Source organism: Caulobacter sp. GW821-FHT11E11, assembly GCF_058808315.1.
The window spans coordinates 433,142-456,990 of record NZ_JBXARO010000003.1 but is presented as its reverse complement, the minus strand read 5'-3'; the positions used below and the strand labels follow the sequence as shown (position 1 = coordinate 456,990).

Sequence of the window (23,849 nt, the reverse complement as noted above, 5' to 3'; positions counted from 1 at the left end):
ATTCCATTTCGGCTAGACCACTTTCCGGAGAGGGGTGCAAGGGGCGCTCGCCCGCGCGAGAGACCGAGCCAGCCCCGCAGGCCTGGAAAGTCCAGAAAAAACGAAACCCCCGGCTCCGAAGAACCGGGGGTCCGAAAGTCGTCCAAGCCATGCCCGCCCCGGAGGGCGAGCATGTCAGTGGAAGTCTTAGAGGGTGAGCACACCGTTGGCGTCGACGGTCGACGTCGCCAGGTTGTGGATACCCGTCAGTTCGACGACTTGGTCAACGCCGTCTTGGAACGTCACAGCGTCATCGTTGTCGATCACGACGTAGGTGTTGCCGTTGTACGTGAACCAGTGAACGACCGAGTCCGTACCACCGTCGTTGGCGGCGGCAGCGGCGTCCAGGTAGTTCGCGAAGCTCGAAGCGCCACCCAGGGTGATCTTCGTGCCCAGCGCACCAGCGTCGACGGTGCCGTTGACGGTGTTCGAGAAGTCCAGAACGTCGTCAGCGTCAGCGTTGGCGATCGAGGTGTAGAAGCCGGCTGCGGTTTGGACGCCGTCGAAGATCACGGTGTCGTCGCCGGCGCCCAGATCAACGGTGTTGACGTGAGCTTGAGCGCCGATCGTCAGGACGTCGTCGCCGGCGCCCAGGTTCACGGTGTTCTCGCCGGTGCCGATGACGACAACGTCAGCACCGTCGCCGGTGGTGATGGTGTTGTTGCCGTCGCCGACCGTGACGGTGTCGACGCCCGTGCCGCCGGTGACGGTGTTGTCACCATCGCCCACGGTCAGGGCGTTGGCACCGTTGCCCAGCGACCAGGTGCTGTCGCCGTCATGGTTACCAGCGGTGATCGTGTCGGCCTTCGCGCCACCCGTGTAGGTGATGTCGCCGGCGACGGCGTTGAAGGTGAACACGTTGGCGTAAGCGCCGCCCTTCACTTCCAGGTCGCCGGTGGCGCCGGCGGTCCAGGTGACGGTGCCGGCGGTCACGCCGCTGGCGTCGAAGCTTTCCAGAGCCGTACCCGTGAAGGTCAGGGCCAGGCCAGCGTCGCCCGAGATCGTGATCGCCTTGGCAGCGGCGTCAACCAGCGCCGCGGTGTGCGCGATGTTGGTGACGGTCGTGGCCGTATCGTCGGTCGAGAAGTTGACCGTTTCGACGTTGGCGGCGTTGATCGTGTTCACGTTCAGGCTGGCGACGCCCGAGATCGCCAGGTTCACGACGTCGGCGGTGCCGGTCGTCGCGTCCGAAACGGTCAGGGTCGTGGCGGCGGCTTGAGCGGCCGTGTACTTCACCGAACCACCGCTGGCCAGGTTGGTCAGGGCGATGGTTTGACCGATGTTGGCGGTCACTTCGACTTGCTTGATGTCGTCGAGGTTGGCGAGGTTCGCGGTCACGCCAGCGCCAGCGGCGCCAGCCAGGCGGACGATCTCGAAGCCCGAGATCTTGCCTTCGAAGGTGCCCGTAGCCGACAGCGTGCTCGCATCGTCAGCGTCGGCGAACGACAGGACGTCGCCCGTGCCAGCGCCAGCGTTGATCGAACCACCGACGCCAACGCCGCCGCCCGAAACCAGCGTCACGATGTCATTGCCGTCACCGGTGGTGATGGCCTTGGTCGTGGTGCCCAGGGTGATGGTGTCGACGCCCGCGCCGCCGGCGAAGGAGATGCCGTTGCCCAGGGTCGTGCCGATCGTCACGCCGCCCGTCGAAGCCGAAGCGTCGATGGTTTCCAGCGCGGTGGCGCCGGCCAGCGAGGTCAGCGTCAGCTTCTTGTCGCCCGAGATCGTCAGGGTTTCCAGGGCGCCGAGCGTGATGTTCGCCAGCGTCGAGGCAGCGCCCGAGGTCTTGATGGTCAGCGACTCATAGACGTCCGCGTCGTCCAGCGTGCCGCCGGTCAGGCCGTTGGCATTCACGGTCAGAGCGGTCACCGCCGTGCCAACAGCGGCGTCGCTGTTGTCGATGATGATGTTGCCCGAACCGGTGGTCAGGTTCAGCGTGGAGATCTGGTTGGTCGCCGTGGTCGACAGCGTGGTGTAGCCGCTGGCCGACACGGTCTTGATGGTGTCGTCAGCGTCGGTGCCGTCGGCGATGCCGGTGATCGAGACCGTGTTGTAGGTCAGGGTCGCACCGGTGCCCTTGGTGACGGTGGCCGAAACCGAGATCAGGTCGCCGCCGTTGGTCACGTCGACATCAGCAGCCGTCGCAGTGACGCCGGCCTTGACGTTCTGGGTGATGTTGACCGTCGTACCGCCGGTCACTTCGATGGTGCCGGCAGCGCCGCCAACCAGTTGCGAGGTGATGGCGACAGCGCCGGTGGCGTCAGCCACGGTGATGTCACCGGTGGTGACCTTCGAGGCGTCGACCGTGGCGTTCGAAGCGCCGGTGATGAGGATCGAACCCGCATCGAGGTTGCTGTCGACGGCCGTGACCGAAGCCGCGTCGACCGTGACGTCCGAACCGCCGTAGCTGTTGGCGGTCAGGGTGGTCAGACCGGTCCAGGTCGAGGCGTCGACCGTGACGGTCGCGCCGCTGGTCAGGTTCGCGACTTCGATGTTCTTCACGGTGGCCGTGCCCGGAACGGTCAGGGCGGCGGTCGTGATGTAGTTCAGGGTGTCAGTGCCAGCGCCGCCGTCCAGCGAGTCCAGAGCCGTCAGGACGTTAGTGCCGGTGGTGCCGTTGAACGTGTCAGCGCCGCTGCCGCCCGTGAAGGTCGCGCCCGCGTCAACGCCGGTGGTCAGCGTGAAGGTTTGGCCACCCGTGTTGCCTTGGCCATAAGCCGCGAACAGGTCGATACCGGCGACGTTGTTGCCGACCAGGTTACCGTCGTCGGCCAGGTCCTTCAGCAGGTTGGTCGTGGCAGAAGCGTACGAACCGATGCCAGCGCCGGTGTCGAACGACGTGGCTTGGTACAGGATTTCACCAACGATGGCGGCCTTCACGGCCAGATCCAGGTCGGCGTCCGAGATGCCCGAGATGTTCGCCTTGATGAAGGCCTTGTAGTAGGCCTGAGCGCTGGCGCTGGCCAGGAAGTTGTTGACCGCGTTGTCGACGTTGACGTTGTTGGCGTCAGCGGCGGCCTGACCGATGATGATCAGGTAAGCGGCCTTGGCGGCGGCTTGGACCGACAGCGAGCCGTAGGAAGCCGAGAAGGCGGCCTTGGCGTCGGCGTTGTTCAGAGCCAGCGACACCGATTGAGCGATAAAGCGGTTTTCGCCGTTCAGGTTGGCTTGAGCGCCCGAGCCGACGTAGGCGGCGTTCAGGGCGGTCAGGCCGGCCTGGCTCGGCGCGTAGCCGAGGAAGAATTCATAGGCGCCGACGCTGACAGCGGTCGTGCTGTCAGCGGCCAGATCCACGATCTTGCCGAACGCAACTTCGTCCGTGATCTGAGCCGACGCGAAATCGTTCACGATGGCCTGCAGGGCCAGCGTTTGGGCCGCCGAGGGGCCCGTGCCGGCGTTGGCGTTCGTAAAGAACGTCGTCGCCGTCGTCATATTAATGTTATAAGCCATTTGGCTCGTCTCCCAAAAAAATCCCACACCCCCTGCGACCTAGTGGCGCGCATGGGAGCAGCGATGGCTATAGAGCAAACGTCATACGTCCACAATACCCGAAATCGCGCCGTACAGCATTTTTGTAACCGGTACAGCAAATTCCTATATAGCGTTCCTTGAACCCCCCTCGCGAAGCAGCTATATTGAGTGGGCTTTCGACCGTCGGATGAGTGAGCGCGCGCCCGCGCTCCTCGCGACCAGTAAAGTGCGAGGTCATTGATTATGTACGGCAATCCACAACGCCGCAGCGCCTCGGAGGTTCAAGATCTCCGCCGCGAGGGCGGTCGCTGGCTAAAGGAGCGGCGCGAGGCCGCCGGCCTGTCGCAACGGCAACTCGCCGCCAAGGTCGGCGCCGACTACTACACTTTTATCTCGCAGCTCGAGACCGGCCGCGGGCGCATCCCGCCGGACCGATATCGCGACTGGGCCATCGCCCTGGAGGTCCAGGAGAAGGTATTCGTCCGCGAACTGCTCCGCTTCTACGACCCCATCACCTACGAGATCCTATTCAGCGAAGAGTAGTTCGGTTAGTGTGCGCCGCCGGCGGGGGCCGGCGTGCTTGTCTTAGACGTGGGGAAACGTCCACCGTATGGCCGCTCAGGTCCTTTCGTTCTTCCAGCGCTCGCCGCGTATCGCCCCTCGTCCAACCGACTGGACGCAGCAGGAGCTGGCTGAGTTCTACCGCGTCGAGAGCGCCCTGATCCGGGCCGGCATCCGTGTCGGCACCGACCGCGGCATGAGCGACGAGAACGAGCCGTGGTTCGTCTTCTACCGTTCCGACGACGGCGAGGTGGTCATCCACTTCGCCCGGATCGACGGCGAGTACATCATCGCGGGCCCCGCCTACGAGGAAATCGCCCGCGGCTTCGACTTCACGGCTCTGGTCCGCAACATGGTGGCCCGCCACCCGCTGATCCGCCGCTCGGACAACAACAGCAACCTGTCGATCCACCCCGCGGCCCTGCTGGTCGCCGTGGTCGGCACCGCCTTCTTCAAGACGGGCGAGGCCCGCGCGGCCGAGACCGGCTCGGCCAGCGACAAGGGCGGCCATTCGCGTCCGGTCCTGCTGTCCAAGCCCGGCGCCGCGCAGAAGGGCGCCTCGACGCTCGCCTCTTCGGACGCCGCCTATGACACGGCCCAGCTGCCGGCCAACCAGGCCGTCCTGATTCTGGCCGCCGCCCTGATGGCCTCGAACTATCAGGCCCAGGCCGAAACGATGGACCCGAGCGTCCGCACGGCGATCGCCTCGGCCGCCGCCGCCCTGGACTTCACCGGCGCGCCGGCCGCCAGCACGCATGCTGACAGCCTGGCCCTGAGCCGCCCCGTCTCTACGACCGACATCACGGCAAGTCCGACCCACATGGTCTCGTCGGTGCTGTCGCTGGTCTCCCTGCTGTCGACCCTGCCCGTGTCGCAGGATGCGGCGGCGTTCGAGCAGACCGCCCCGCGCGACACGGATGCGGCCTGGCACAAGGCCGCGCCGCTGTTCCAGCCGATCTCGAGCGCGGACGCCGCCGCCTGGGCGATCGACGTCCGGCTGAGCCATGCCGACGCCTTCGTCGTCGACGCCGTCGAACTGGTGCGCAACGTCGTGGGCGAGGCCGCGCAGCGGATTTCGGTCATCGAAGTCAGCAAGCTGCCGGAAGTCCTGGCCAACATCATCGCGCGCGGCGACCATTTCGAGGTCACCCAGCCCGAGCACCCGCAGACTCCGATCGAAACGGCCCCGACGACGCCGACGACGCCGACGGAGGGTTCCGGAAACGGCGGCGATCTCGGACCCGTGGGCGGCGAGACTCCGCCCGCCAAGCCGGACCCCACGCCCGGTGCGCCCGCGCCGATCGACCCGTCCCCGCCGAAGCCGGCGCTGAACTTCTCGGGGATCGTGCCGACCGAGGTGGTGCGCCAGTTCATCGACTATTTCATCGCCCATACTCACAACGTCCAGATCATCACCGAAGGGCGCGAGGTCGTGATTTTCGACGCCCGCGTGCTGTCTGATCCGGGTTCGATTGACCACGTGAGCAGCATGACCTTCCATTTCTTCGATGGCAGCTCGGTCAATCTGGTGGGCCATATTTCGTCCTTCCTCCACGACGGGGTTGTGGTCTAGACCGGACGCCCTGTGGGCTCCTGCCCCGGGAAGTGACCGCTCAGGGAAGCGTTGGCGCTCCGCGCGCCGTGCTCGGGAAGGACTGACTTGAGGCCCGTACGCCTGGATCTGGCGATGAGCTCCGCCATGCGCGCTCCCGTCATCGAGACCTCCGATGCTTCGCCCGAGGCCGGCCCGAACGGTCCGCCGCCGCGTCGCCGCTTCGCCTTCGCCCGCCGCCTGCTGGGTCCGGTGCTGTCGCCGGTCGCCAACTATGCGCGGCGCTACCTGCAGGCCACGGTCGAGCACGAGCTGCGCCAGACGCAGCATCACCTGACCGCCCTGTCGGGCGAGCTGCACGCGACCCAGGCGCGCCTGGACCACACCCAGACCCTGCTGCACCTCGTCCTGCAGCAACAGCAGGTCTCGGCCGCGGCCATGCAGTCGATGACCGCCCAGCTGGCCCGCATCGAGCCGGCGACCCAGCGCATCGAAAACCGCGGCGACCAGGCCTTTGGCCAGTTGGCCGCCCTGCCCGGCCTGTTCGGTCCGCGCTTCGACGAGCTGGAGATCAAGCAGCGGCCGCTGATCCACTACGACGCCGAGTCGACCGCGATCCGCATGCGCGACGGCTACGTCATGGCCCCCACGGCCCTGCCGACCTTCGTCACCATGCTGGCCAACGCCACCAGCAAGGGCCTGGAGCCCGGCACCAGCGACGTGCTGCGCCGCCTGGTCCAGCCCGGCATGGTCGTGGCCGACGTCGGCGCCAATATCGGTCTGCTTACGCTCGTTATGGCATGGTCCGCTGGACCAACCGGCAAGGTCATCGCCTTCGAGCCCGAGGCCGTGCCCCGCTCGAACCTCGAGAAGATGCGCCACCTCAACGGCCTGTCCTGGGTCGAGGTGCGCGACCAGGCCGTCGGCGAGAAGGCCGGCCAACTGACTTTCCACGTCAGCGACATCATCGGCCACAGCTCGCTGTACGCCCTGCCCGAGACCGAAGGCTCGCGCGAGATCCAGGTCGAGGTGGTCCGTCTGGACGACGTCGCCCCGGCCAAGCGCATGGACGTGGTCAAGATCGACGTCGAGGGCGCCGAACTGGACGTGCTGGCCGGCATGAAGGGCGTGATCGCCAAGAACCCGGATCTGGCCATCGTCGCCGAGTTCGGCCCCGAGCACCTCAAGCGCGTCGGCCAGACCCCGGCCCAGTGGTTCAAGGCCTTCGCCGACGCCGGTTTCAAGGCCTACATCATCGACGAGGCGACCAGCGCAGCCGAGCCGACCAGCGCCAAGGCCGCCGCCAAGGTGGTCTCGGCCAATATCGCCTTCGTGCGCGCCGGCGGCGACGCCGAAAAGCGCCTGCTGAAGCGCTAGGACCCGCCCAATGAAGATCTGCTGGGTGACGCCCTTCGTCCTGCGCTCGTCGATCGGCCGGGTCAGCGCCGAGGTCGCCAAGGCCCTGGCCGCGCGCGGCCACCAGGTCGAGATCCTGCGCTGTGAGGACCAGGATGACGCGGCCGAGCCGCTGCACCCGACGCGCCTGCCGGTCCATCACTGGCGCCGTTATGATCTGGCGCGCCTGCGGACCGAGTTCGATGTCGTCATCGTCAATATCGGCGACAACTATCCCTTCCACGCTGGCGTGTTCGCGATCCTGGACGCCGCGCCGTGCCTGGGGATCTTCCACGACTTCTATATCTACAACCTGTTCTCGGGCTGGCTGCACTACAACGGCCTGGACTATCGTCGGCACGACGCCGAGATCGTCGCGACCTATGGCGAGGCGGCCCTGCCGCACGCCGTAGCCGTCCGCTCGGGCCAGATGCTGGACATGGGCGAGATCGCCAAGCACCTGCCGATGACCGAGTGGCTGGCCCGCCGCTGCGAAGCCGCCCTGGCCCACGCCCGCTTCTACGCGCCCAAGCTGGAGGCCGTCGTCCAGGGTCCCGTGGCCGTCACCTCGCTGTGCTGCCCCGACCGCACGACACCGCCCGGCCCGCCCAAGGCTAAGAGCCAGCTGACCCTCACCACCGTCGGGGTGATGAACCCCAACAAGCGCGTGGCCGACGCCATCCGCGCCATCGGCGGCTCCGACGCCCTGAAGGCCTGCGTCTATCGCCTGGTCGGTCCGATCTCGGACGAGGAGCGCGCCAAGCTGGAAGCCGTCGCCGCCGAGGTGGGTTTCGAGAACCTGGTCATCGACGGCGCCGTCGACGACGAGATGCTGGATCGCCGCCTCGACGAGGCCGACATCATGGTCGCCCTGCGCAAGCCGGTGCTGGAAGGCGCCTCGGGCTCGGCCTGCGAAGGCATGCTGAGTGGCCGCCCGACCGTGGTGGCCCGCGCCGGCTTCTATGGCGAGCTGCCCGACGACCTGGTGTTCAAGATCGACGGTGAGATCGTCGTCGAGGAACTGCGCGAGGTCCTGGAGCGCCTGGTCGCCGACGAGGCCCTGCGCCGCAAGACCGGCAAGGCGGCCCGCACCTGGGCGCTGGAAAACCTCAACGCCGCCCGCTACGCCGAGGCGATCGAGGGCCTGGCCAAGGCCCAGGTCACCGGCCGTCCCCTGCTGGCCGTCGGCCATCGCCTGGGCGGCGCGCTGAAGGCCATGGGCCTGTCCGACACCGACCCGGCCACGACCCGCATCGGCGCCACGCTGCAGAAGCTGTTCGCGCCGATCGAGTCTTAAGCGCTCTTGCTGACCGCCGGCGCGCAGTAGCTGTCCAGGAAGGCCTGGTGCTGCGGCAGGCGCGGCAGCACGCCCGCGATGTTGCGCTTCAGGTCGTCCAGCGCCTGCTTCAGCTGCTGCGGCGGCATCAGCCGACCCATGTGGTGATAGGTCTGGGGCTGCACGCGCTGGCCCAGCAGCACCTGTAGCCAGGAGTCGGTCTGGAACAGCTCGCCCGGCGCCTGGTAGACCTGGGCGCTTTCCCGGAACAGCGCGATCCGATGGGCCAGGCTGTCGGGGATCTCCATGGTCCGCACACGGTCCCAGAACGGGCTGTCGGTCCGCTCGGTCGCCTTGTAGTGCAGGATGATGAAGTCGCGGATCTTCTCCAGCTCGTCGTCGGCCTGACGGTTGTAGTGATCGACGGCGGCCTGGCTGATCCCGCCGAACGGGAACAGCTTCATCAGCCGGGTCATCCCGACCATGATCAGGTGGATCGAGGTCGATTCCAGCGGCTCGACGAAGCCGCTGGCCAGGCCCAGCGCCACGACGTTCTTGTCCCAGGTCTTGCGGCGACGGCCGGTGCGGTAGCGGATCAGGCGCGGCTCGATCAGGGTCTCGCCCTCGATCTCGCCCGTCAGCATGTCGCGGGCCTCTTCATCCGACATGTAGTCGCTGCAGTAGACGAGACCGTTGCCCACGCGGTGCTGCAACGGGATCTTCCAGCGCCAGCCGGCCTGGTGGGCGATGGCGCGGGTATAGGGCACGGCCGGTTCGGTCGAGCGGGTCTGGACAGCCAGGGCGCTATTGGTTGGCAGCCAATGGCCCCAATCCTCGAATCCGGCCTTCAGGGTCTGCTCGATCAGCAGGCTCCGGAAGCCGGTGCAGTCGATGAAGAGATCGCCCTCGACGGCGTCGCCATTCTCCATGATCAGCGCTTCGACATAGCCGCTCTCGGCGTTCTGGCGCACCGAGGCGATCTTGCCCTCGACGCGGCGCACGCCGTCGGCCTCGGCCATGCCGCGCAGGAAGCGGCCATAAAGGCCCGCGTCCAGGTGGTAGGCGTAGTTCAGCGGGCCGTTCTCGCCGGTGTAGAAGCGGTTCTGCTCGGCCGCCTTCAGCTCCAGGCAGTAGTCGCCCAGTTCACCGCCGAAACCCTGCTCGCGCGCCTGCAGCCAGAAGTGATGGAAGCCGCCCATCCAGGTGGATTTACCGACCTGGCCGAACGAGTGGATGTAGCGATCGCCGATCTCGCCCCAGTGCTCGAACGAGATGCCCAGCTTGAAGGTCGCCTGGGTGGCGCGCATGAACTCGGCCTCGTCGATGTCGAGCAAGGCGTTGAAGGTCCGCGCCGTGGGGATGGTCGACTCCCCCACCCCGACCGTGCCGATGTCCTCGGACTCGACCAGGGTGATCTCCAGCAGCGGGCCCAGCTGTCGGGCCATGGCCGCGGCGGCCATCCAGCCGGCGGTGCCACCGCCCGCGATCACCACCTTGCGGATCGTCTGCTGGGTCATGGCGCCCCTCCCCTTGTTGTTATCGGTTCAGCCGGTCGAGCAAGTACGCCCGCAGCCGCCTGGCCTTCATCTCGTCCATCGGTCCCAGCGGCCCTTGCGCCGCTTCGGGCATCGGCGTGGCCGCGCGATCGGCCGGACCGAAGACGTAGTAGTCGAACAGGGCCTGCCAGCCCCGCTTCTCGTGCTCGGGCCGATCGCGCAGGCTCAGCAGGCCGTGCAACAGGGTGGTCATCGGCGTGTCCAGATGGGCCGGCGCGCTGTTCCACCAGTAGTTCACCAGCACGTTGAACGGCTCCAGCGCCTCGACCTGGTGCCACCACAGGGCAGGATAGACCAGCACGTCGCCAGGCTCCATCTCGGCCACCTGGGCCGAACCCTGAGCCTCGCGGAAGCCGGGATGGGCGTCGAAATCGGGGTTCTGGAAGTCGACCAGGCTGACCACCTGGCCGCCGGGCGTCGGCTCCAGCGGGCCGGGATAGAGGTTGGCGACCTGATCCGGCGGAAACAGGGTGAAGCGCCGGCGGCCCACGGCGCAGACGGCGATGTTGTTGGACATGTCATAGTGCGCGGCCGCCGTCGTGCGGTTGCCGATCCAGATGCCGGCCATCGGCGGCTCGGGCCCGAACACCTCCGGCCCCAGGCCCAGATCGTTGGCGGCCTTCAGGTCGGGGAAGTAGGCGTCCAGGTCGGCCGAGCCGACATAGACCGCCGGCGCGTCGTTGTGGCCCTCGACCTCTTCCAGACGCTGGAGGAAGGTCTCCAGCGGCGCGCGTTCGGCCTTGAAGTTCATGGCCGTGCGAGTGTCGTCGTAGAAGAAGCGGCCTTGGATCGACGGGTCGCCGGTGTAGCCCACTACCCGTCCGCCCCGGTCGTGGGCGCGGATGTAGTCGCGGGCCGCCTGACCGGATTGCAGCCCCGCCTGGACCAGCGGCCAGTCGCGGGCCAGGCCCTTGAACAGCATCGGCGTCTGGCCAGCCAGCACCGCCTCGAACGGGATCTGCCCCGGCGTCGCTGCCGTGGCCTCCAGCGTCCGACGGGCGGTGATCGCGGTCATGCGAGAGCGGCTTGCTTGTGGGTCTTCCGGGCGACCAACTCTTCGATATTGCCCATCGATGAGATGATCCAATGGGCCGCGCGCAGCAGGCCCGACTGGTGCAGTCGCTCCAGGGGCTCGCCCGTCACGGCCTCCAGGCGGTCGGGGGCCAGGGTGAAGACGTCGGGCAGGTCGTAGCTGGTCTGGTCGTCCAGCTTGATCTCGATGTCGATCGGCTCGATCAGGCCCAGCTCTTCGAAGAAGGCGAACATCGGTCCGCTGATCTCCAGGCCGTCGTGGATCTGGCCCAGGGCCTGGTTGATGCCCTGCAGGTACGGCGAATTGCCGCCGGCCGGCAGGAACAGGCGCTCGCCCGCGTCGCGGCTGACGCGCGGGTGGTCGAGGTCGACATGGATCATGGGCCGGGGCTCGGCGCCCGGCTCGTCGCGTTGCAGGGCGATCGAGAACGGGCCGCGCCGCTGGACGGCGGGGACGTAGCGGGCGTTCCAGCCGGTCTCGTCCAGGAACAGGTTCTCGTCGCGGTCCAGGCCCAGCAGGGCCACGGCCTGGTAGGCGCCGGCGGCGTCCTTGCGGATCAGGATGGGGTATTCGCGCTGCACCGCCTCGAACTCGGTGGGCAGCACCAGGGTCTGGTTGATCGCATCGCCATAGGCGACGCCATGGCCGGCGATAACGCGCAGGTCGGCGTGGTCGACGTTGTTCAGAAGCACTCGGTTCATGTCGGCCTACTCACGCCTTGAAGGCGTGTACTTCAAAGGAAGAAAGGGACCGCCGCAAGCGCGACGGTCCCTGCCCTCGTTTCTAGGAGACTTCCGGTCCTAGAAGCGGTAGCGGGCGCCGAGGAGGAAGCGCCGGTCCAGCTCTTGAGCGAACCACAGTTGGTTCGGATCGCGGCCGTAGGTGCGCAGGCTTTCCTTGGTCAGGTTGATGCCTTCCAGCGAGACTGCCAGCTTCGGCGTGATGTCGTAGCTGATGTTGATGTCCAGCTGGCCGAACGGCGCGACGTAGACAGGGTTACGCGCCCCGCCGCGGTTGGTGGCCTGCAGGAACTTGTCACGCCAGTTGTAGGCCACCCGCGCCGAGATCCCGTACTTGTCGTAGATCAGGGTCGCGTTGGCCGTATCCGACAGACCCAGCAGAGCGAACTGGTCCTGGCCCGACGGGGCGCCGTTGTTGAAGTCGACGTCGCCGCGCACCATCGTATAGGCCCCAGACACACCGAAGCCGGTGTCGCCGAAGAAGTGCTGCGCCGCGATTTCGAAGCCGTGGATCTTGCCCGTCCGGTTGTTGATCGGACGCGAGACCTGGAAGTTGAACAGCGGATCGGTGCTGTTGGGCGTAATGTCGACCGCCGCCAGGATGGCGTCCACGAAGGCTTGGTTCAGGTCGCCGCCCGCACCGCGGTTGGCTTGGAACTGAGCCGTGGCCGCCGCCGACGAACCGCCGTTCTGCTGCAGCAGGGCCGTCATCGTGAACAGGTTCACGTCGGTCTGGCTGGCGCCGATGCCCGACAGCAGAGACGCCGCCGTGCCCGACCGCGTGCCCGCCTGGCCCGAGGTCACGTCACGCAGACCAAACAGGTTCTGCATCACCGTGCCGGTGCCGACGAAGTTGTTCACACGCTTCTCGAAGAAGCCGGCCGTGATGAAGCTGCTGGGCTTGTAGTACCACTCCAGCGAGACGTCGAAGTTGTCCGAGATCAGCGGTTCCAGGTCCGGGTTGCCCGAGGTGCCTAGCGGGATGGCCCCGTTGGCGATCGGACGGTTCGGCTGGCCCGCGGTCTGGGCGGCGAACAGGTTGCCGAAGTCCGGCCGCGCGATGGTGCGGCTGAACGAGAAGCGGCCCACCACGTCGTCGCGAAGATCGACCTGGAAGTCCAGCGAAGGCAGCAGGTTGTTGTACTTGCCCTTGCCCGACAGCGGCGAATAGGTCGCCGCCGTGTCGATGCGGAAGTCGTTGTCCGACGTCCAGACGATGGCGGTCGGCGTACGCACCGCCGAGACCGAGGTGACCTTGGTCTGCTCGTAGCGGACACCGGTGACCAGAGTGGCGGGCATGCCGGCCAGTTCCGATTTCCAGGTCAGCTGGCCATAGGCCGCGGCGATGTCTTCGTCGACGCGGTTGTTGTTCTGGCCGGTGACCCGGACGGGGTTGCCCCGCGCCGTATAGACCGGCGACAGGGCGTTCAGCAGATCGACCGCGTCGGCGCGGAACGACGTCAGGCCGGGACCGGTCTGCTTCAGGTCGAACTCGCTGAAGCGGCAGGCCATGCAGAAGGCCTTCACCAGGCTGCCGGCATATTGTTTGACGTCACCCGGGTTGGAGATGCCCCACGAGCCCAGGTCCTGTTCGGTGTTGAGCGACGACTGGGTCATCTTCGACGTGCGGTAGTCTGCCCCGAAGTCCAGGCGGCTGCCGTTGTCGTCGAGGTCGTAGGTGAAGTCGATACGGACTTCCTTGACCTTCTGCTCCTGCCGCTGGGCCGAGGTGCGGCCCACCTGGCTGCCCAGGTCGCCGACGTCCAGTTGGCCATTGGCGTTGCCGCGCGGGGCGGCGTCGTTGATCGTGAACGACTGGATCGGAACCTTGCCGCTGTAGTCGACCGAGTGCGACGTCACGATCGGCGCGCCGATCGAGACCATGGTCGAGCTGGTGCCGTTCGGCGCGCCCGGCTTGGAGTCCGAATTCGAGATGTGGCCGTCGATATTGACGCGGAAGCGATCCGACAGGTCCCAAGCGGCGTTCAGGCCATACGACTTCAGTGAGTCGGTGTTGGCGCGATACTGCTGCTCGAAGCCCATGTCCTTGGTGCCGCTCAGGTTTTCCTGAAGCAGGACCGCGGTGGCCACGACCGGGTTGTTGTCGAAGGTGACCTTGTCGAACGGGCGGTTGAACCAGTTCGTGCTGTCGTTGCGGCGCTCGTACGACTTGTTCTCGGCGTATAGGGCGTCAGCCGTGATCGTCAGGCTTTCGGTCGGGCGGAATTGGGCGGTCAGCTGACCGTTGATCCGCTCGCGCTGGCCTTGCGAGAAGTGGTAGCGGCTGTCGTTGGGGATCGCGACCAGGGTCGTGCCGCTGGACGGCGCGTTGGTGATCTGGGTCGCGCCGCCGGCGCGGACGAAGCCGTTGGCCGGGTTGTTGAACTCGGCGAAAGTGCGGATGTTCCAGTCGTTCGAGGTGACCGAGCGGCTGGTGAAGTTGCGCTTCTGATAGCTGCCGAACGCCGTGATGCCGAACTTATCGCTCTCGTCGAGGTAGGTCACCAGACCCGAGACTTCCGGCGTGTACTTCGAGCTGTCCTCGAGCTTCTTGGACATGCTCTGGTCATAGACGCCCTTGACGCCGATGCTGCCCGAGAGGCCGTGCTCGCGGGAGTCCAGCGGGTGGCGGGTCTTGACGTTGATCGTCGCGCCGATGCCGCCCGAGGGGATGGCCGCGCGGCCGGTCTTGTAGACCTCCAGCGTGGTCACGCCTTCCGACGCCAGGTTCGAGAAGTCGAACGAGCGGCTGGTGCCGCCGGCGAAGTCCGTCGACTGGTCGCCACCGACCGTGGCCACGTTGGCCGTCGGCATGGTGCGGCCGTTCAGGGTCACCAGGTTGAAGCCGCCGCCGAAGCCGCGGACCGTGACCTGGGAGCCTTCGCCGTTCGTCCGGTCGATCGACACGCCGGTGATCCGCTGCAGCGACTCGGCGAGGTTGGTGTCCGGGAACTTGCCGATGTCTTCGGCGGAGATGGCGTCGACGACGCCGCTGTTGTTGCGCTTGATCTCGATCGACCGTTCGAGTGAAGCGCGGATACCGGTGACGACGATCTCGTCGACGGTGGTGTCAGGTGCCTGCTGGGCCAGCGCGGAGCTGGCGAACATGGCCGCCGTGATGGCGACGCAAGAGGCAGACGCGTGCAAGCGACGAAGCCGCTTCATAGCCGTTCCCCCTAATAAAAGCCCTCTGTGGGGCGATGTTTATTGTTACGAACCGGAAGCATTTCCCGGTCGCTCTTCCCGTTCCCGCGCACGGTGAACAACCAAAACACGAGAGACTAGTTAGCGGTAACATCGGTCTCCAACCGCCGCAATGGTCAATTGACAGCGCTAGCAATCTTTTTTCAAGGCCATTTTGGTCGTATTTCTACTACAAATGGCCTGAGTTTTCGGTCGCCTGCTGCACTGCCGCAAAGGCGCCATATTCCAATATTCACGCCGAGGTTGCGTTACATTTCGCGAAGGAAACCGGTTTCCAATGCAACAAACGCGCGGCGGCGGCTGGCTTTGCGCCAACCGCCGCCTCCCATGCGTGCATGAGTTTTCGAGAAAGTGTGCGGCGCGTCAGCCGAGGTCGAGATCGACGCTCGCGCTCTTCAGGCCGTCGGCGCCCGCGACCACCCTCGCCCGCCCCGGCTGATTCCGTCGGGTCCGGACAATCGCCTGGGCCAGGCCGTTGAAGGCTTTGCGCTGACTGGCGACGTCGGGCTCGTGGCTGGTCGGATTGCCGTTGCCGACCCCGATCACGTCGGCCGCGCCCGACAGCTCGAAGCGCACCAGAGTGTCGGCGCGCGGCACAATGCGGCCCTTGGCGTCCAACACCTCGACCTTGAGGACCGCCACGTCCTGGCCGTCGGCTTTCAGCTTCGTGCGATCGCTCGTCAGGCGCAGGGCGGCGGGCGCGCCGGCCGTCTCGCGACGGGCGCGCAGAATGACCTTGCCGTTCTTGTAGCCATGGGCCTCGATGACGCCCGGCGCATAAGGCACGGACCACTCGACATGGTGGTTGGCCTTCACGTCGCGCACGCCCTGGCTCTTGCCGTTCAGGAACAGCTCGACCTTGTCGCAGTTGCTGTGCGCCCAGACCGCCACCGGCTGCCCCTCGCGGCCCTCCCAGTTCCAGTGCGGCAACAGGTGCAGCAGCGGCTCGGATCGCCACCAGGCGCGGTAGTAGAAGTAGTTGTCCTTCGGGAAGCCGCAGGTGTCGAAGGCGCCGAAGTGCGAGCTAACGCTGGGCCAGCGGTTGAACGGCGTCGGCTCGCCCCGATAGTCGAAACCGGTCCAGATGAAGCCGCCCGCCATCCACGGGCGATCAGCCGCATGGCTCCACCACTTCTCGGCCGTCGTTGCCCACCAGGGGTGGTCGGTGTCGTAGGCGGGAACGTAGCTCTTGGCCTCGTCGCGGGCGTACTCACCGCGCGTGGTCACCACGCTGGCGCTCTCGCTGCCGATGATCGGCACGGCCGGGAAGCGGGCGTGGAAGTCGTCCATCTTCTCGTGGCGATAGTTGAAGCCCTGCACGTCGATGACCGTGCTGATCCCCTCGCCGAAGCCGTTGTCCATCGCGGCCGTCACGAGGCGCGAGGGGTCCAGACGGTTGACCAGGCGCTTCATGGTCCTGGCGACCTTGATGCCGCGCGCGGTAGCCTGCTGCGGCTCTTCATTGCCGATCGACCACAAGATCACCGACGGGTGGTTGCGGTCGCGGCGGACTAGGCGCTCCAGCTCGTCCAGCGAGGTCGGGTCGCTGGACATCCGGCGGGTCTCGTCGATGACCAGGATTCCCAGGCGGTCGCAGGCGTCGAGCAGCTCGACCGTCGGCGGATTGTGCGAGGCGCGATAGGCGTTGGCGCCCATCGACTTCAGCTGCTCCAGCCGCCAGACCTGCAGGGCGTCCGGGATCGCCGCGCCGACGCCGGCGTGGTCCTGGTGGTTGCAGCTGCCCTTCAGCTTCACCGGCTTGTCGTTCAGGAAGAAGCCCTTGGCCGCATCAAAGCGGACCGAGCGAACGCCGAAGCGGGTGACGAACCGGTCGACCATCGCCCCGCCGACCTTGGTCTCGGTGACCAGGGTGTAGAGGTGCGGGACCTCCAGCGACCAAAGCACAGGGTTGGCCAGGGTCACGGTCTGGGAAAGGCTCTGGCGCTCCCAGACGGGGATGCGGTCGGCGGCGGGAGCCACGACCAGGACCGGCTTGCCGGCAGCGTCCAGCACCGCGTGGCTGACCTCGAAGGCCTGAGCCGTGTCGCCTTCATTGACCAAGTCGGTGTCGATTTGCAGCGTGCCGTCGACCTGGGCGCGGACGAAGACGCCCCACTGCGGCACGTGCACCGGCGCGGTCTTGACCAGCCAGACGTGGCGATAGAGCCCCGCCCCTTCGTAGAACCAGCCTTCGCCCAGGCTGGCGTCGACACGCACGGTCAGCCAGTTGTCGCCGCCGACATTGGCGATGTCGGTGATGTCGACGCGGAACGGCGAATAACCGCTGTCCTCGCGCTCCAGGATGTAGCCGTTGACGATGACCAGGGCGTCGCGGAAGGCGCCGTCGAACTCGATCGACAGGCGCTTGCCGGCATCGGCGGCCGGCAGGGCGAAGGTCTTGCGATACCAGCCGACGCTGTTCTCCGGGAACTCGCGGCCCAGCGCCTTGTAGCCGTGGGCGGCGCGCAGGTCCTCGTCGTCCGGCTTGCCCGAGGGCTTGTAGTCGGGGTTGTTGGCGAACGGCAACTCGACGGCCCAGTCGTGCGGAAGGGTCACCGGCTTCCAGGCGCTGTCGTCGAAGTCCTTCTGCGCAGCGGCGGCCCCCCACCACGACGGCGCGCTGGCGCCGGCCTTGGCGAAGGTGCGCTGGTTGGCCCCGAAGCCGAAGTCCTTGGCCGGATTCGCGGCATGGCCCAGGGCGAAGCGCCAGTCGAAGTCCAGCGACGTCCGCTCGCGCGGGCCCAGGTCCACAGCGGCGACCGGGGCGACCTGGGCGTTGGCCGCCGCGGCCTTGGCCAGCAGCGCCGCGCCCGCTGTCCCCGCCAGGGCCTGGCGTCGGTTGATCTGGACCATCGAAGGACCTCTCACGAAAAAGAGGGAGGAAGCTTGAGGCTTCCTCCCAGCGCAGAGTTTGAAGGTAGACGGACTAGAACTTCAGCGTCACGTCGACGAGGAAACGACGGCCGTAGCTGTCGTAACGACCGATCCGGTTGGGATCGTTGTCGCGGTACATCCGCAGTTCCTGGTTGGTCAGGTTGTTGACCTGGAAGCGGACGCCGATCGTCTCGTTGACCTGGTAGGACGAGCTGAAGTCGAGGGTCTTCTCGGTCGCCAGGGTCTGCAGGTCCGCGCCGTTCCAGCCGTAGATCACGGTCATCGGCGAGTGGTACTTCCAGCCGAGACGGGCCTCGAAGCCGGCGTTGGAGTACCACAGGTCGACCGTGGCGGTGTTCTTGGCCAGGCCGGTCATCCGCAGCGGATTATTGGCCGGCGAGAACTCCTTCAGGTTCGATTCCACATAGGCGTAGTTCGAATAGATGCCGAACTTGCTGAGCGGACCCGGCAGGAAGAAGAACGGCGTCTGGAAGGTCAGTTCCGCGCCCTGGATGTGGCCGCTGCCGCCATTGGCCGGGCTGGCGACCGTGTAGGTCTGGCCGCCGAACGTGGCCGGGGTCTGCTTCCAGCCGATATAGCTGTCGACGGCCTTGTAGTAGTACGACAGCGCCACCAGGGCTTCGGGACGGAAGTAGTATTCGGCCGAGGCGTCGAACTGGATGGCCTCGAACGGCTTCAGCTTCGGATTGCCCGCGCTGCCTGTCCACGGCGCCCAGTTGGCCAGGGTGCGGCTGGCGCGCAGCTCGTCCAGCGGCGGACGGGCGATCACCTTGGCCACGCCCAGGCGGAGCAGCTTGCCGTCGCCGAAGTCCAGCTTGGCGTTCGCCGAGGGCAGCAGGTCGGTATATTCGTTGTCGACCGTCACGGCCTTGAAGACACTGGCGGTGTCCTGCTGCTGGCCGTCGCTGCTGGTCTTGGTGTGGACCAGGCGGGCGCCGACATTGCCGGAGACCCACGAGCCGCCCACGCCGTCGCCGGCGAAGTTCAGCTTGGCGAAGCCTTCATAGACCTTCTCGTTCACGGCCCAGCGCGAGGCCAGGTCCTCGGTCGCCTTGGAGACGTCGAAGGCGCCCGCGCCATAGGCGACCGCCGCGATCTTGTCGATGTCGCCGGTCAGCAGGGCGGGGACATTGGCGCCGTCGCTGAGCTTGTAGGCCTGCAGCAGGCTCGTCGGGATCGTCGCGCCAGTGGCCGACGGGGCGAAGGTGAAGCGGGTGTGGTCCTTGGTGCGGTCCGAGGCGCGAACGCCGAACTGCACGCCCTTGAAGACGCTCTCGCCGCCGAAGTCGCGGGCGAAGTCCAGGGCTGCGGCCTTCAGCTCGTCGTTCAGGCGTTCGGGACCGTCGTGCGAGCCGGCCAAGTCGGCCGTCTGGCTGAGCTTGATGCTCTCCTGGCTGGTGGTGATGGTCGGCGTCACGCCGGCGCGCCAGTCGAAGCTGGTCCAGTCCGGCCAGGCCTCGAAGCGCACGGCCTTCCAGGTGTTGGTCCGCTTGGCCTTGGAGTACGAGGCGTCGGCGGTGACGGTCCACTGGTCGCCGGTCCACTTGCCGTTCAGGCCGCCGGCGAACAGGTCCTTGTCCTCGCTGTACTTGGCCAGCACGGTCTGCACCGAGCTGAACGGCAGGCGGGCGGCCACGACGGCGTTGTTGATCAGGGTGTAGGACGCGCCGGGGGCGTTATAGGTCCCGTCGTTCCAGCCGATGTTGCCCGTGCCGGTGTTCCAGTTGCCCCAGTTGTTGGCGCCCCAGACGGTCTGGTCCTGGACCTCGGTGATCTTGATCTTCGAATAGAGGGCGTCGGCCTTCAGCTCGAACTTGTCGGTCGGCTTGAACTGCAGGCCGCCCGAGATTCCGGTGCGCTTCTGGTCGATGCGACTGGCCGACATCTGCGCGCCCCAGGGCGTGTAATCGACCTTGCCGTCGCGGTTCAGGTCGCTGCTGTAGTCGCTGGCGCCGGCCGGCGGACGCGCGTTGCTGTCGTTGTAGCCCCAGCCCGTGAACGAGCCATAGCCGTTCTTCTGGCGCTGGGCGGTGACGCCCAGGACCACGGCCAGGTCGTCGTTCAGCTTGTGAACCCACGAGCCCGAGCCGCGATAGCCGGTGGTCTTGTAGTTGGGGATGTCCTTGCCGCCGTCATAGAACACCGGGCCGGCGCGCAGCACGAACTCGGGACCGCGATAGTCCAGCGGGTCGATGGTCGAGATGTTGATGGTGGCCGCGACGCCGCCGGCGATCAGGTCGGCCGACTGCGACTTGTAGACCTGCACGCCCGAGACGACTTCCGACGGATAGATCTCCCAGCGCACGTTGCGATCGGGCTCGGACGAGGCGACCTCGCGGTTGTTGATCGTGCCCAGCACCAGGCGCGCGCCCAGGCCGCGCACGACAGCCTGGCTGTCATTGCCCCGGTCCCGGGTGGCGTTGACGCCCGGCAGGCGGGCGATGGACTCGGCGATGGTGACGTCGGGCAGGACGCCGATGTCCTTGGCCGAGATGGCTTCGACGACCTTGTCGGAGCCCTGCTTCACCGCCAGGGCGTCGCGCAGGCTCTTGCGCACGCCGGTGACGACGACTTCTTCGACCTGCGAGGTTTCGGTGGTCTGGGCGTAGGCGCTAGCGGCCGAGGCCAGAGCGATGCCGCTGACAGCGGCGAGCAGAATGGCATGGCGAGTCATGTATTTCCCCCTGATGAAACAGCGCCGCGCTTCGTTTTTATGGCGCGGCTGCCTTGGGCTACGACGCGTCGAGGCGCCAGACGCTCCCGCGAGCGCCACGACCTTCATTTATCATATCAATCGCACAAGGCAAGCACTGTCAGTCGAGCGGGATGACACTGGCGCTCTTGCCCACCGTCGCGGCCTTGGCGGAGGCGTCCCCGACGACGGCGGCGTCGGTCGCCGTAGCGGCCGTCACCGCCGCTCCGGGCATCAGGCGGGTCCGGTAAGTCCAGGCGCCATTCTCCAGCGTCATCGGGCGCGCGCCCACGCCGCCCAGGAAGTCGCCGTCGATGAACCGCGCGGCCTCGCCCTGGGACTTCACGCGGAAGGTTACGTCCACCGGCATGACATAGGGCGCGGCCAGCCACTGGACGCCTTCCAGGGCCTGGCCCTTGAAGTCGAATAGCGCGGCGTTCTCCCAGTTGGAGCCCGTGCCCCAGCGGGTCTTGCACTTGGTCGAGAGCCACGCCGGCTCCCAGTAGACGACCCCCACCCCGCCATTGGCGTAGACTAGCTGGGTCAGATCGGTGAGGTACTTCTTCTGCCCCGCCGTCGTGGCCGGATAGCCGGCGATCAGCGAGTCGGCGCCCAGCAGGTTGGGTGAAGCATCGGCGCCGTCATTGGTGAATGGATAGGCCGTCTCGACCACCAGCACGTCGGCCGAATACAGATGCCGCAGGCGGTTGATGGTCTGGCCCAGCTGCGCCATCGAGCGCTTGGACCACTTGCTGTAGTAGCTGATGCCGATCAGGTCGAAGTCGGTGACACCGGCCTTCTCGGCGGCCGCGAACCAGGGCTCGACGTTCTCGGGCTGGGCGATGTGCAGCATCACGCGCGGCTTGATCTTCGAGGCCGCCCCGGCGTCGCGCACGCCCTTGATGCCGGCGTTGAACAGCAGGGCGTTGCGGTCCCAGTTGATGGGCTCCTTGGCCTTGGCCAGGCTGGAGACGATCTCGCCATTGGTCTCGTTGCCCACCTGGACGAGGTCGGGCATCAGCCCCTCGCGGTCCAGTTCGGCCAGCGTGTCGTGGGTGAAGGCGTACAGCGCCTTGGCCTGGTCCGGGGTCGAGAGCTTGGCCCAGGCCTTGGGGGCCAGCTGCTTGTCGCCGTCGGCCCAGTCGTCGGAATAGTGGAAGTCCAGCAGCACCTGCAGCCCGGCCTTGCGGGCCTTGGCGATGCTGCGCTTGACGTCCTTCAGGTTCGAATAGGGCGTCCAGTCAGGATCGTTCCAGATCCGGATCCGCGCCACGTTCGCGCCCGCCGACTTGAAGAAGGCGTAGGGCTCGACCGTCTTGCCGCCCGACCGATAGACCGCCCCGCAATCCTCCATCTCGTTGGCGTAGGAGATGTCGACGCCGAGATAGGTCTGGGGCGCGGCATGCGCCGGCGCGGCCAGCAAGGCGGCCAACGAAAGCGCGATCAGCGAAGTGCGGGCGTTCGACATGTTTCCTCCGTCGCGGACGCGTTCGAGCGCGCCGCTGCGGAGCGACTATCATTTATCGTACAATTGATGCAAGCCGTCGTTCAGGTCTCGGCGAACCTTGTCTGGGCCACGTCGGCCAGCAGGGCGTAGAGCGCGGCCACGTCCAGCGGCTTGCGCAGCACCCCGTCGGCCCCGTCCTCGCGATAGCGGGCGACGTCCTCGGGGAAGACGTTGGCGGTCAGCATCCAGATCGGCACCCGCGTCCCGACCGGCTCGGCGCGGCGGATCTCGCGCACGGCGTCGCGACCGCCCAGCACCGGCATGTTGACGTCCATCAGGATCAGGTCGAAGGCCCCCGTCCGCCAGAGGTCCAGCGCCAGCGCCCCGTCCTCGGCGAAGGTCAGCGAGACCGGCGCATTTTCCAGCGCCAGCGCTAGCACGCGACGGTTGGCGGCGTTGTCCTCGGCCGCCAGGATCCGGATCTCGCCAGGCTCGCCCTTATCGCGCGCGACCGGGACCGGCGTCGGACGATGGATCGGCGCGGTGAAGGCGAACCAGAACACCGCCCCGCCCTGCCCGCCCAGCTTGGCCTCGGCCGGATCGACGGCGATCTCGCCGCCCATCAGGGCCAGGTTCTGGGCGCAGATCTTCAGGCCCATGCCGGTGCCGCCCTGCAGCCGGCCACGCTGGGTCTGGTCCCAGGCCTCGAACACCTTCAGCCGCTCGTCGGCCGGGATCGGCGGCCCGGTATCGGCCACCTCGACCAGCACCCGCAGCTGGCCGAAGCGAACCACCCCGGCCAGACGCAGGGTGACCTTGCCGCCTTCCGAGACCGCGCCCAGGGCGCTGGACACCAGGTTGACCAGGGTCTGCTCCAGCCGGACCAGATCGGCCACCACCTGGAACGACAAGGTCGGGTCGGCGTCCTCCAGGGTCAGCGACACGCCCAGCGCCCGGGCGTGGCTGCTCCACACCCGCACCACCGAGCGCGCCAGGGTCCGCAGGTCGACCGGCACGGTGTCCAGCTTGGCGCGCAGCGGATCGGCGCGGGCCAGGTCCAGGATCCCGTCCAGCAGCCGGGTCAGTTGCTCCGCGCCTTCGACCACCCCGGCGGCCAGGTCGGCCTGGCGCGGCGTCAGGGGCTCGCCCCGTAGCGAACGGGCAAAGCCGAGGATGGCGTTCAGCGGCGTGCGGATCTCGTGGCTGGCCACGGCCAGCAGCTCGCCCTTGGCGCGGTTAGCGGCCCTCGTCTCGTGCATGGCCTGGGTCAGGGCGACGTTGTTGCGGGTCAGGTCGCGCGCGGTCCGGGTCAGGGCCCGGTCGGTCGCCTGCTGGCGTCCGGTCACCAGCAGCACCGCCGCCACGAACAGCATCATGGCCAGCGCATAGTGATCCAGCTGGAACGGATGGCTCCAGTCGACCGCGATCCAGACCAGGGTCAGGGACGGCGGAACCACGCCGATCACGTAGCTGACCTTGGTCAGGTGCACCCGCAGGGCCGCGAACAGCAGCACGCAGATCGCCAGCAGCGCCGCCTCGACCTGCACCTGCGCCCCGTCGTAGAGCCGGATCTGCACCGCCATCCAGCAGGCGTTGCTGACCAGCAGGAACATCAGGATGTCGGACTGCAGGGCCAGGCGCTTGTGCGCCTTCACCGGATCCGGATCGCGCAGCGCCAGCTCGGTGGCCATGAACAGCGCGAAGTAGAGGCCGAACTCCAGGACGCCCAGACCGGCGATGGTCCACGGCGTGAAACTCATCAACAGCAGGACGAAGACGGCGACCAGGGCCAGGCGAGACAAGGCGACGCCACGCGAGTAGCGCACCAGCCCGTCCAGCTGGGTGACGTCCGTCGGCCGCTTCAACATAGGGTCCCGCCGAGCCCATTTCCGTGAGGGAAGCTCGCGCTTTCCATAGGGCTACGATTCGCGCACGAAGGATCGCCTTAAGCGCGAGTGGCCGACCAGAATTGTCCGACTAAGGCGCAA

Annotated in this window: 13 protein-coding genes; 4 read left to right on the top strand and 9 right to left on the bottom strand. The window is 67.0% G+C overall.

Going from position 1 to position 23,849, the window contains the following annotated elements:
- Positions 1-186: 186 nt before the first annotated feature.
- Complete coding sequence (locus AC1RR5_RS09320) at positions 187-3,489, bottom strand: beta strand repeat-containing protein (RefSeq protein WP_492921066.1); 3,303 nt, start codon at positions 3,487-3,489, stop codon at positions 187-189.
- A gap of 264 nt (positions 3,490-3,753) precedes the next feature.
- Between AC1RR5_RS09320 and AC1RR5_RS09315 the strand changes: the two genes are divergently transcribed.
- From AC1RR5_RS09315 to AC1RR5_RS09300, 4 genes are all read left to right on the top strand, one after another.
- Entirely contained in the window at positions 3,754-4,053 is a 300-nt protein-coding gene (locus AC1RR5_RS09315; protein WP_492921065.1) for a helix-turn-helix domain-containing protein, read from the top strand.
- 67 nt (positions 4,054-4,120) lie between these two features.
- The gene (locus AC1RR5_RS09310) at positions 4,121-5,644 is read left to right on the top strand and encodes a hypothetical protein (protein WP_492921064.1); all 1,524 of its coding nucleotides are present in this window, start codon (positions 4,121-4,123) and stop codon (positions 5,642-5,644) included.
- Between the two features lie 87 nt (positions 5,645-5,731).
- A complete protein-coding gene (locus AC1RR5_RS09305) occupies positions 5,732-7,000 on the top strand; it encodes an FkbM family methyltransferase (RefSeq protein ID WP_492921063.1) in 1,269 nt (422 codons plus the stop codon).
- 10 nt (positions 7,001-7,010) lie between these two features.
- Positions 7,011-8,315: a glycosyltransferase family 4 protein gene (locus tag AC1RR5_RS09300; RefSeq protein ID WP_492921061.1), complete on the top strand. Its 1,305-nt coding sequence runs from the start codon at positions 7,011-7,013 to the stop codon at positions 8,313-8,315.
- On the opposite strand, the gene AC1RR5_RS09295 is transcribed toward AC1RR5_RS09300, so the two are convergent.
- From AC1RR5_RS09295 to AC1RR5_RS09260, 8 genes are all read right to left on the bottom strand, one after another.
- On the bottom strand, positions 8,312-9,811 hold the full coding sequence (locus AC1RR5_RS09295; protein ID WP_492921059.1) for a tryptophan halogenase family protein: 1,500 nt from the start codon (positions 9,809-9,811) through the stop codon (positions 8,312-8,314). The genes AC1RR5_RS09300 and AC1RR5_RS09295 overlap by 4 nt on opposite strands.
- Before the next feature lie 19 nt (positions 9,812-9,830).
- The gene (locus tag AC1RR5_RS09290) at positions 9,831-10,937 is read right to left on the bottom strand and encodes a cupin-like domain-containing protein (RefSeq protein ID WP_492921057.1); all 1,107 of its coding nucleotides are present in this window, start codon (positions 10,935-10,937) and stop codon (positions 9,831-9,833) included.
- On the bottom strand, positions 10,862-11,584 hold the full coding sequence (locus tag AC1RR5_RS09285) for a SapC family protein (protein WP_492921056.1): 723 nt from the start codon (positions 11,582-11,584) through the stop codon (positions 10,862-10,864). Before AC1RR5_RS09285 ends, AC1RR5_RS09290 begins: the two co-directional genes overlap by 76 nt.
- A 99-nt stretch (positions 11,585-11,683) precedes the next feature.
- Positions 11,684-14,788, bottom strand: a complete 3,105-nt coding sequence (locus AC1RR5_RS09280) for a TonB-dependent receptor (protein ID WP_492921055.1) — start codon at positions 14,786-14,788, stop codon at positions 11,684-11,686.
- A 402-nt stretch (positions 14,789-15,190) separates the two neighbouring features.
- Positions 15,191-17,680: a beta-galactosidase GalA gene (gene galA / locus AC1RR5_RS09275; protein WP_492921053.1), complete on the bottom strand. Its 2,490-nt coding sequence runs from the start codon at positions 17,678-17,680 to the stop codon at positions 15,191-15,193.
- A gap of 73 nt (positions 17,681-17,753) precedes the next feature.
- A complete protein-coding gene (locus AC1RR5_RS09270; RefSeq protein WP_492921052.1) occupies positions 17,754-20,396 on the bottom strand; it encodes a TonB-dependent receptor in 2,643 nt (880 codons plus the stop codon).
- Between the two features lie 139 nt (positions 20,397-20,535).
- Positions 20,536-21,882, bottom strand: coding sequence for a glycoside hydrolase family 53 protein (locus AC1RR5_RS09265; protein ID WP_492921050.1), 1,347 nt, complete (start codon positions 21,880-21,882; stop codon positions 20,536-20,538).
- 80 nt (positions 21,883-21,962) lie between these two features.
- Positions 21,963-23,729: a response regulator gene (locus AC1RR5_RS09260; protein WP_492921049.1), complete on the bottom strand. Its 1,767-nt coding sequence runs from the start codon at positions 23,727-23,729 to the stop codon at positions 21,963-21,965.
- Between the last annotated feature and the right edge of the window lie 120 nt (positions 23,730-23,849).

Bases quoted from the DNA above. Each gene is read 5' to 3' on its own strand.
- AC1RR5_RS09285 (WP_492921056.1), bottom strand. From the start codon at position 11,584: ATGAACCGAGTGCTTCTGAACAACGTCGACCACGCCGACCTGCGCGTT.
- AC1RR5_RS09265 (WP_492921050.1), bottom strand. From the start codon at position 21,882: ATGTCGAACGCCCGCACTTCGCTGATCGCGCTTTCGTTGGCCGCCTTG.
- galA (WP_492921053.1), bottom strand. From the start codon at position 17,680: ATGGTCCAGATCAACCGACGCCAGGCCCTGGCGGGGACAGCGGGCGCG.
- AC1RR5_RS09320 (WP_492921066.1), bottom strand. From the start codon at position 3,489: ATGGCTTATAACATTAATATGACGACGGCGACGACGTTCTTTACGAAC.
- AC1RR5_RS09260 (WP_492921049.1), bottom strand. From the start codon at position 23,729: ATGTTGAAGCGGCCGACGGACGTCACCCAGCTGGACGGGCTGGTGCGC.
- AC1RR5_RS09270 (WP_492921052.1), bottom strand. From the start codon at position 20,396: ATGACTCGCCATGCCATTCTGCTCGCCGCTGTCAGCGGCATCGCTCTG.
- AC1RR5_RS09280 (WP_492921055.1), bottom strand. From the start codon at position 14,788: ATGAAGCGGCTTCGTCGCTTGCACGCGTCTGCCTCTTGCGTCGCCATC.
- AC1RR5_RS09315 (WP_492921065.1), top strand. From the start codon at position 3,754: ATGTACGGCAATCCACAACGCCGCAGCGCCTCGGAGGTTCAAGATCTC.
- AC1RR5_RS09310 (WP_492921064.1), top strand. From the start codon at position 4,121: ATGGCCGCTCAGGTCCTTTCGTTCTTCCAGCGCTCGCCGCGTATCGCC.
- AC1RR5_RS09300 (WP_492921061.1), top strand. From the start codon at position 7,011: ATGAAGATCTGCTGGGTGACGCCCTTCGTCCTGCGCTCGTCGATCGGC.
- AC1RR5_RS09295 (WP_492921059.1), bottom strand. From the start codon at position 9,811: ATGACCCAGCAGACGATCCGCAAGGTGGTGATCGCGGGCGGTGGCACC.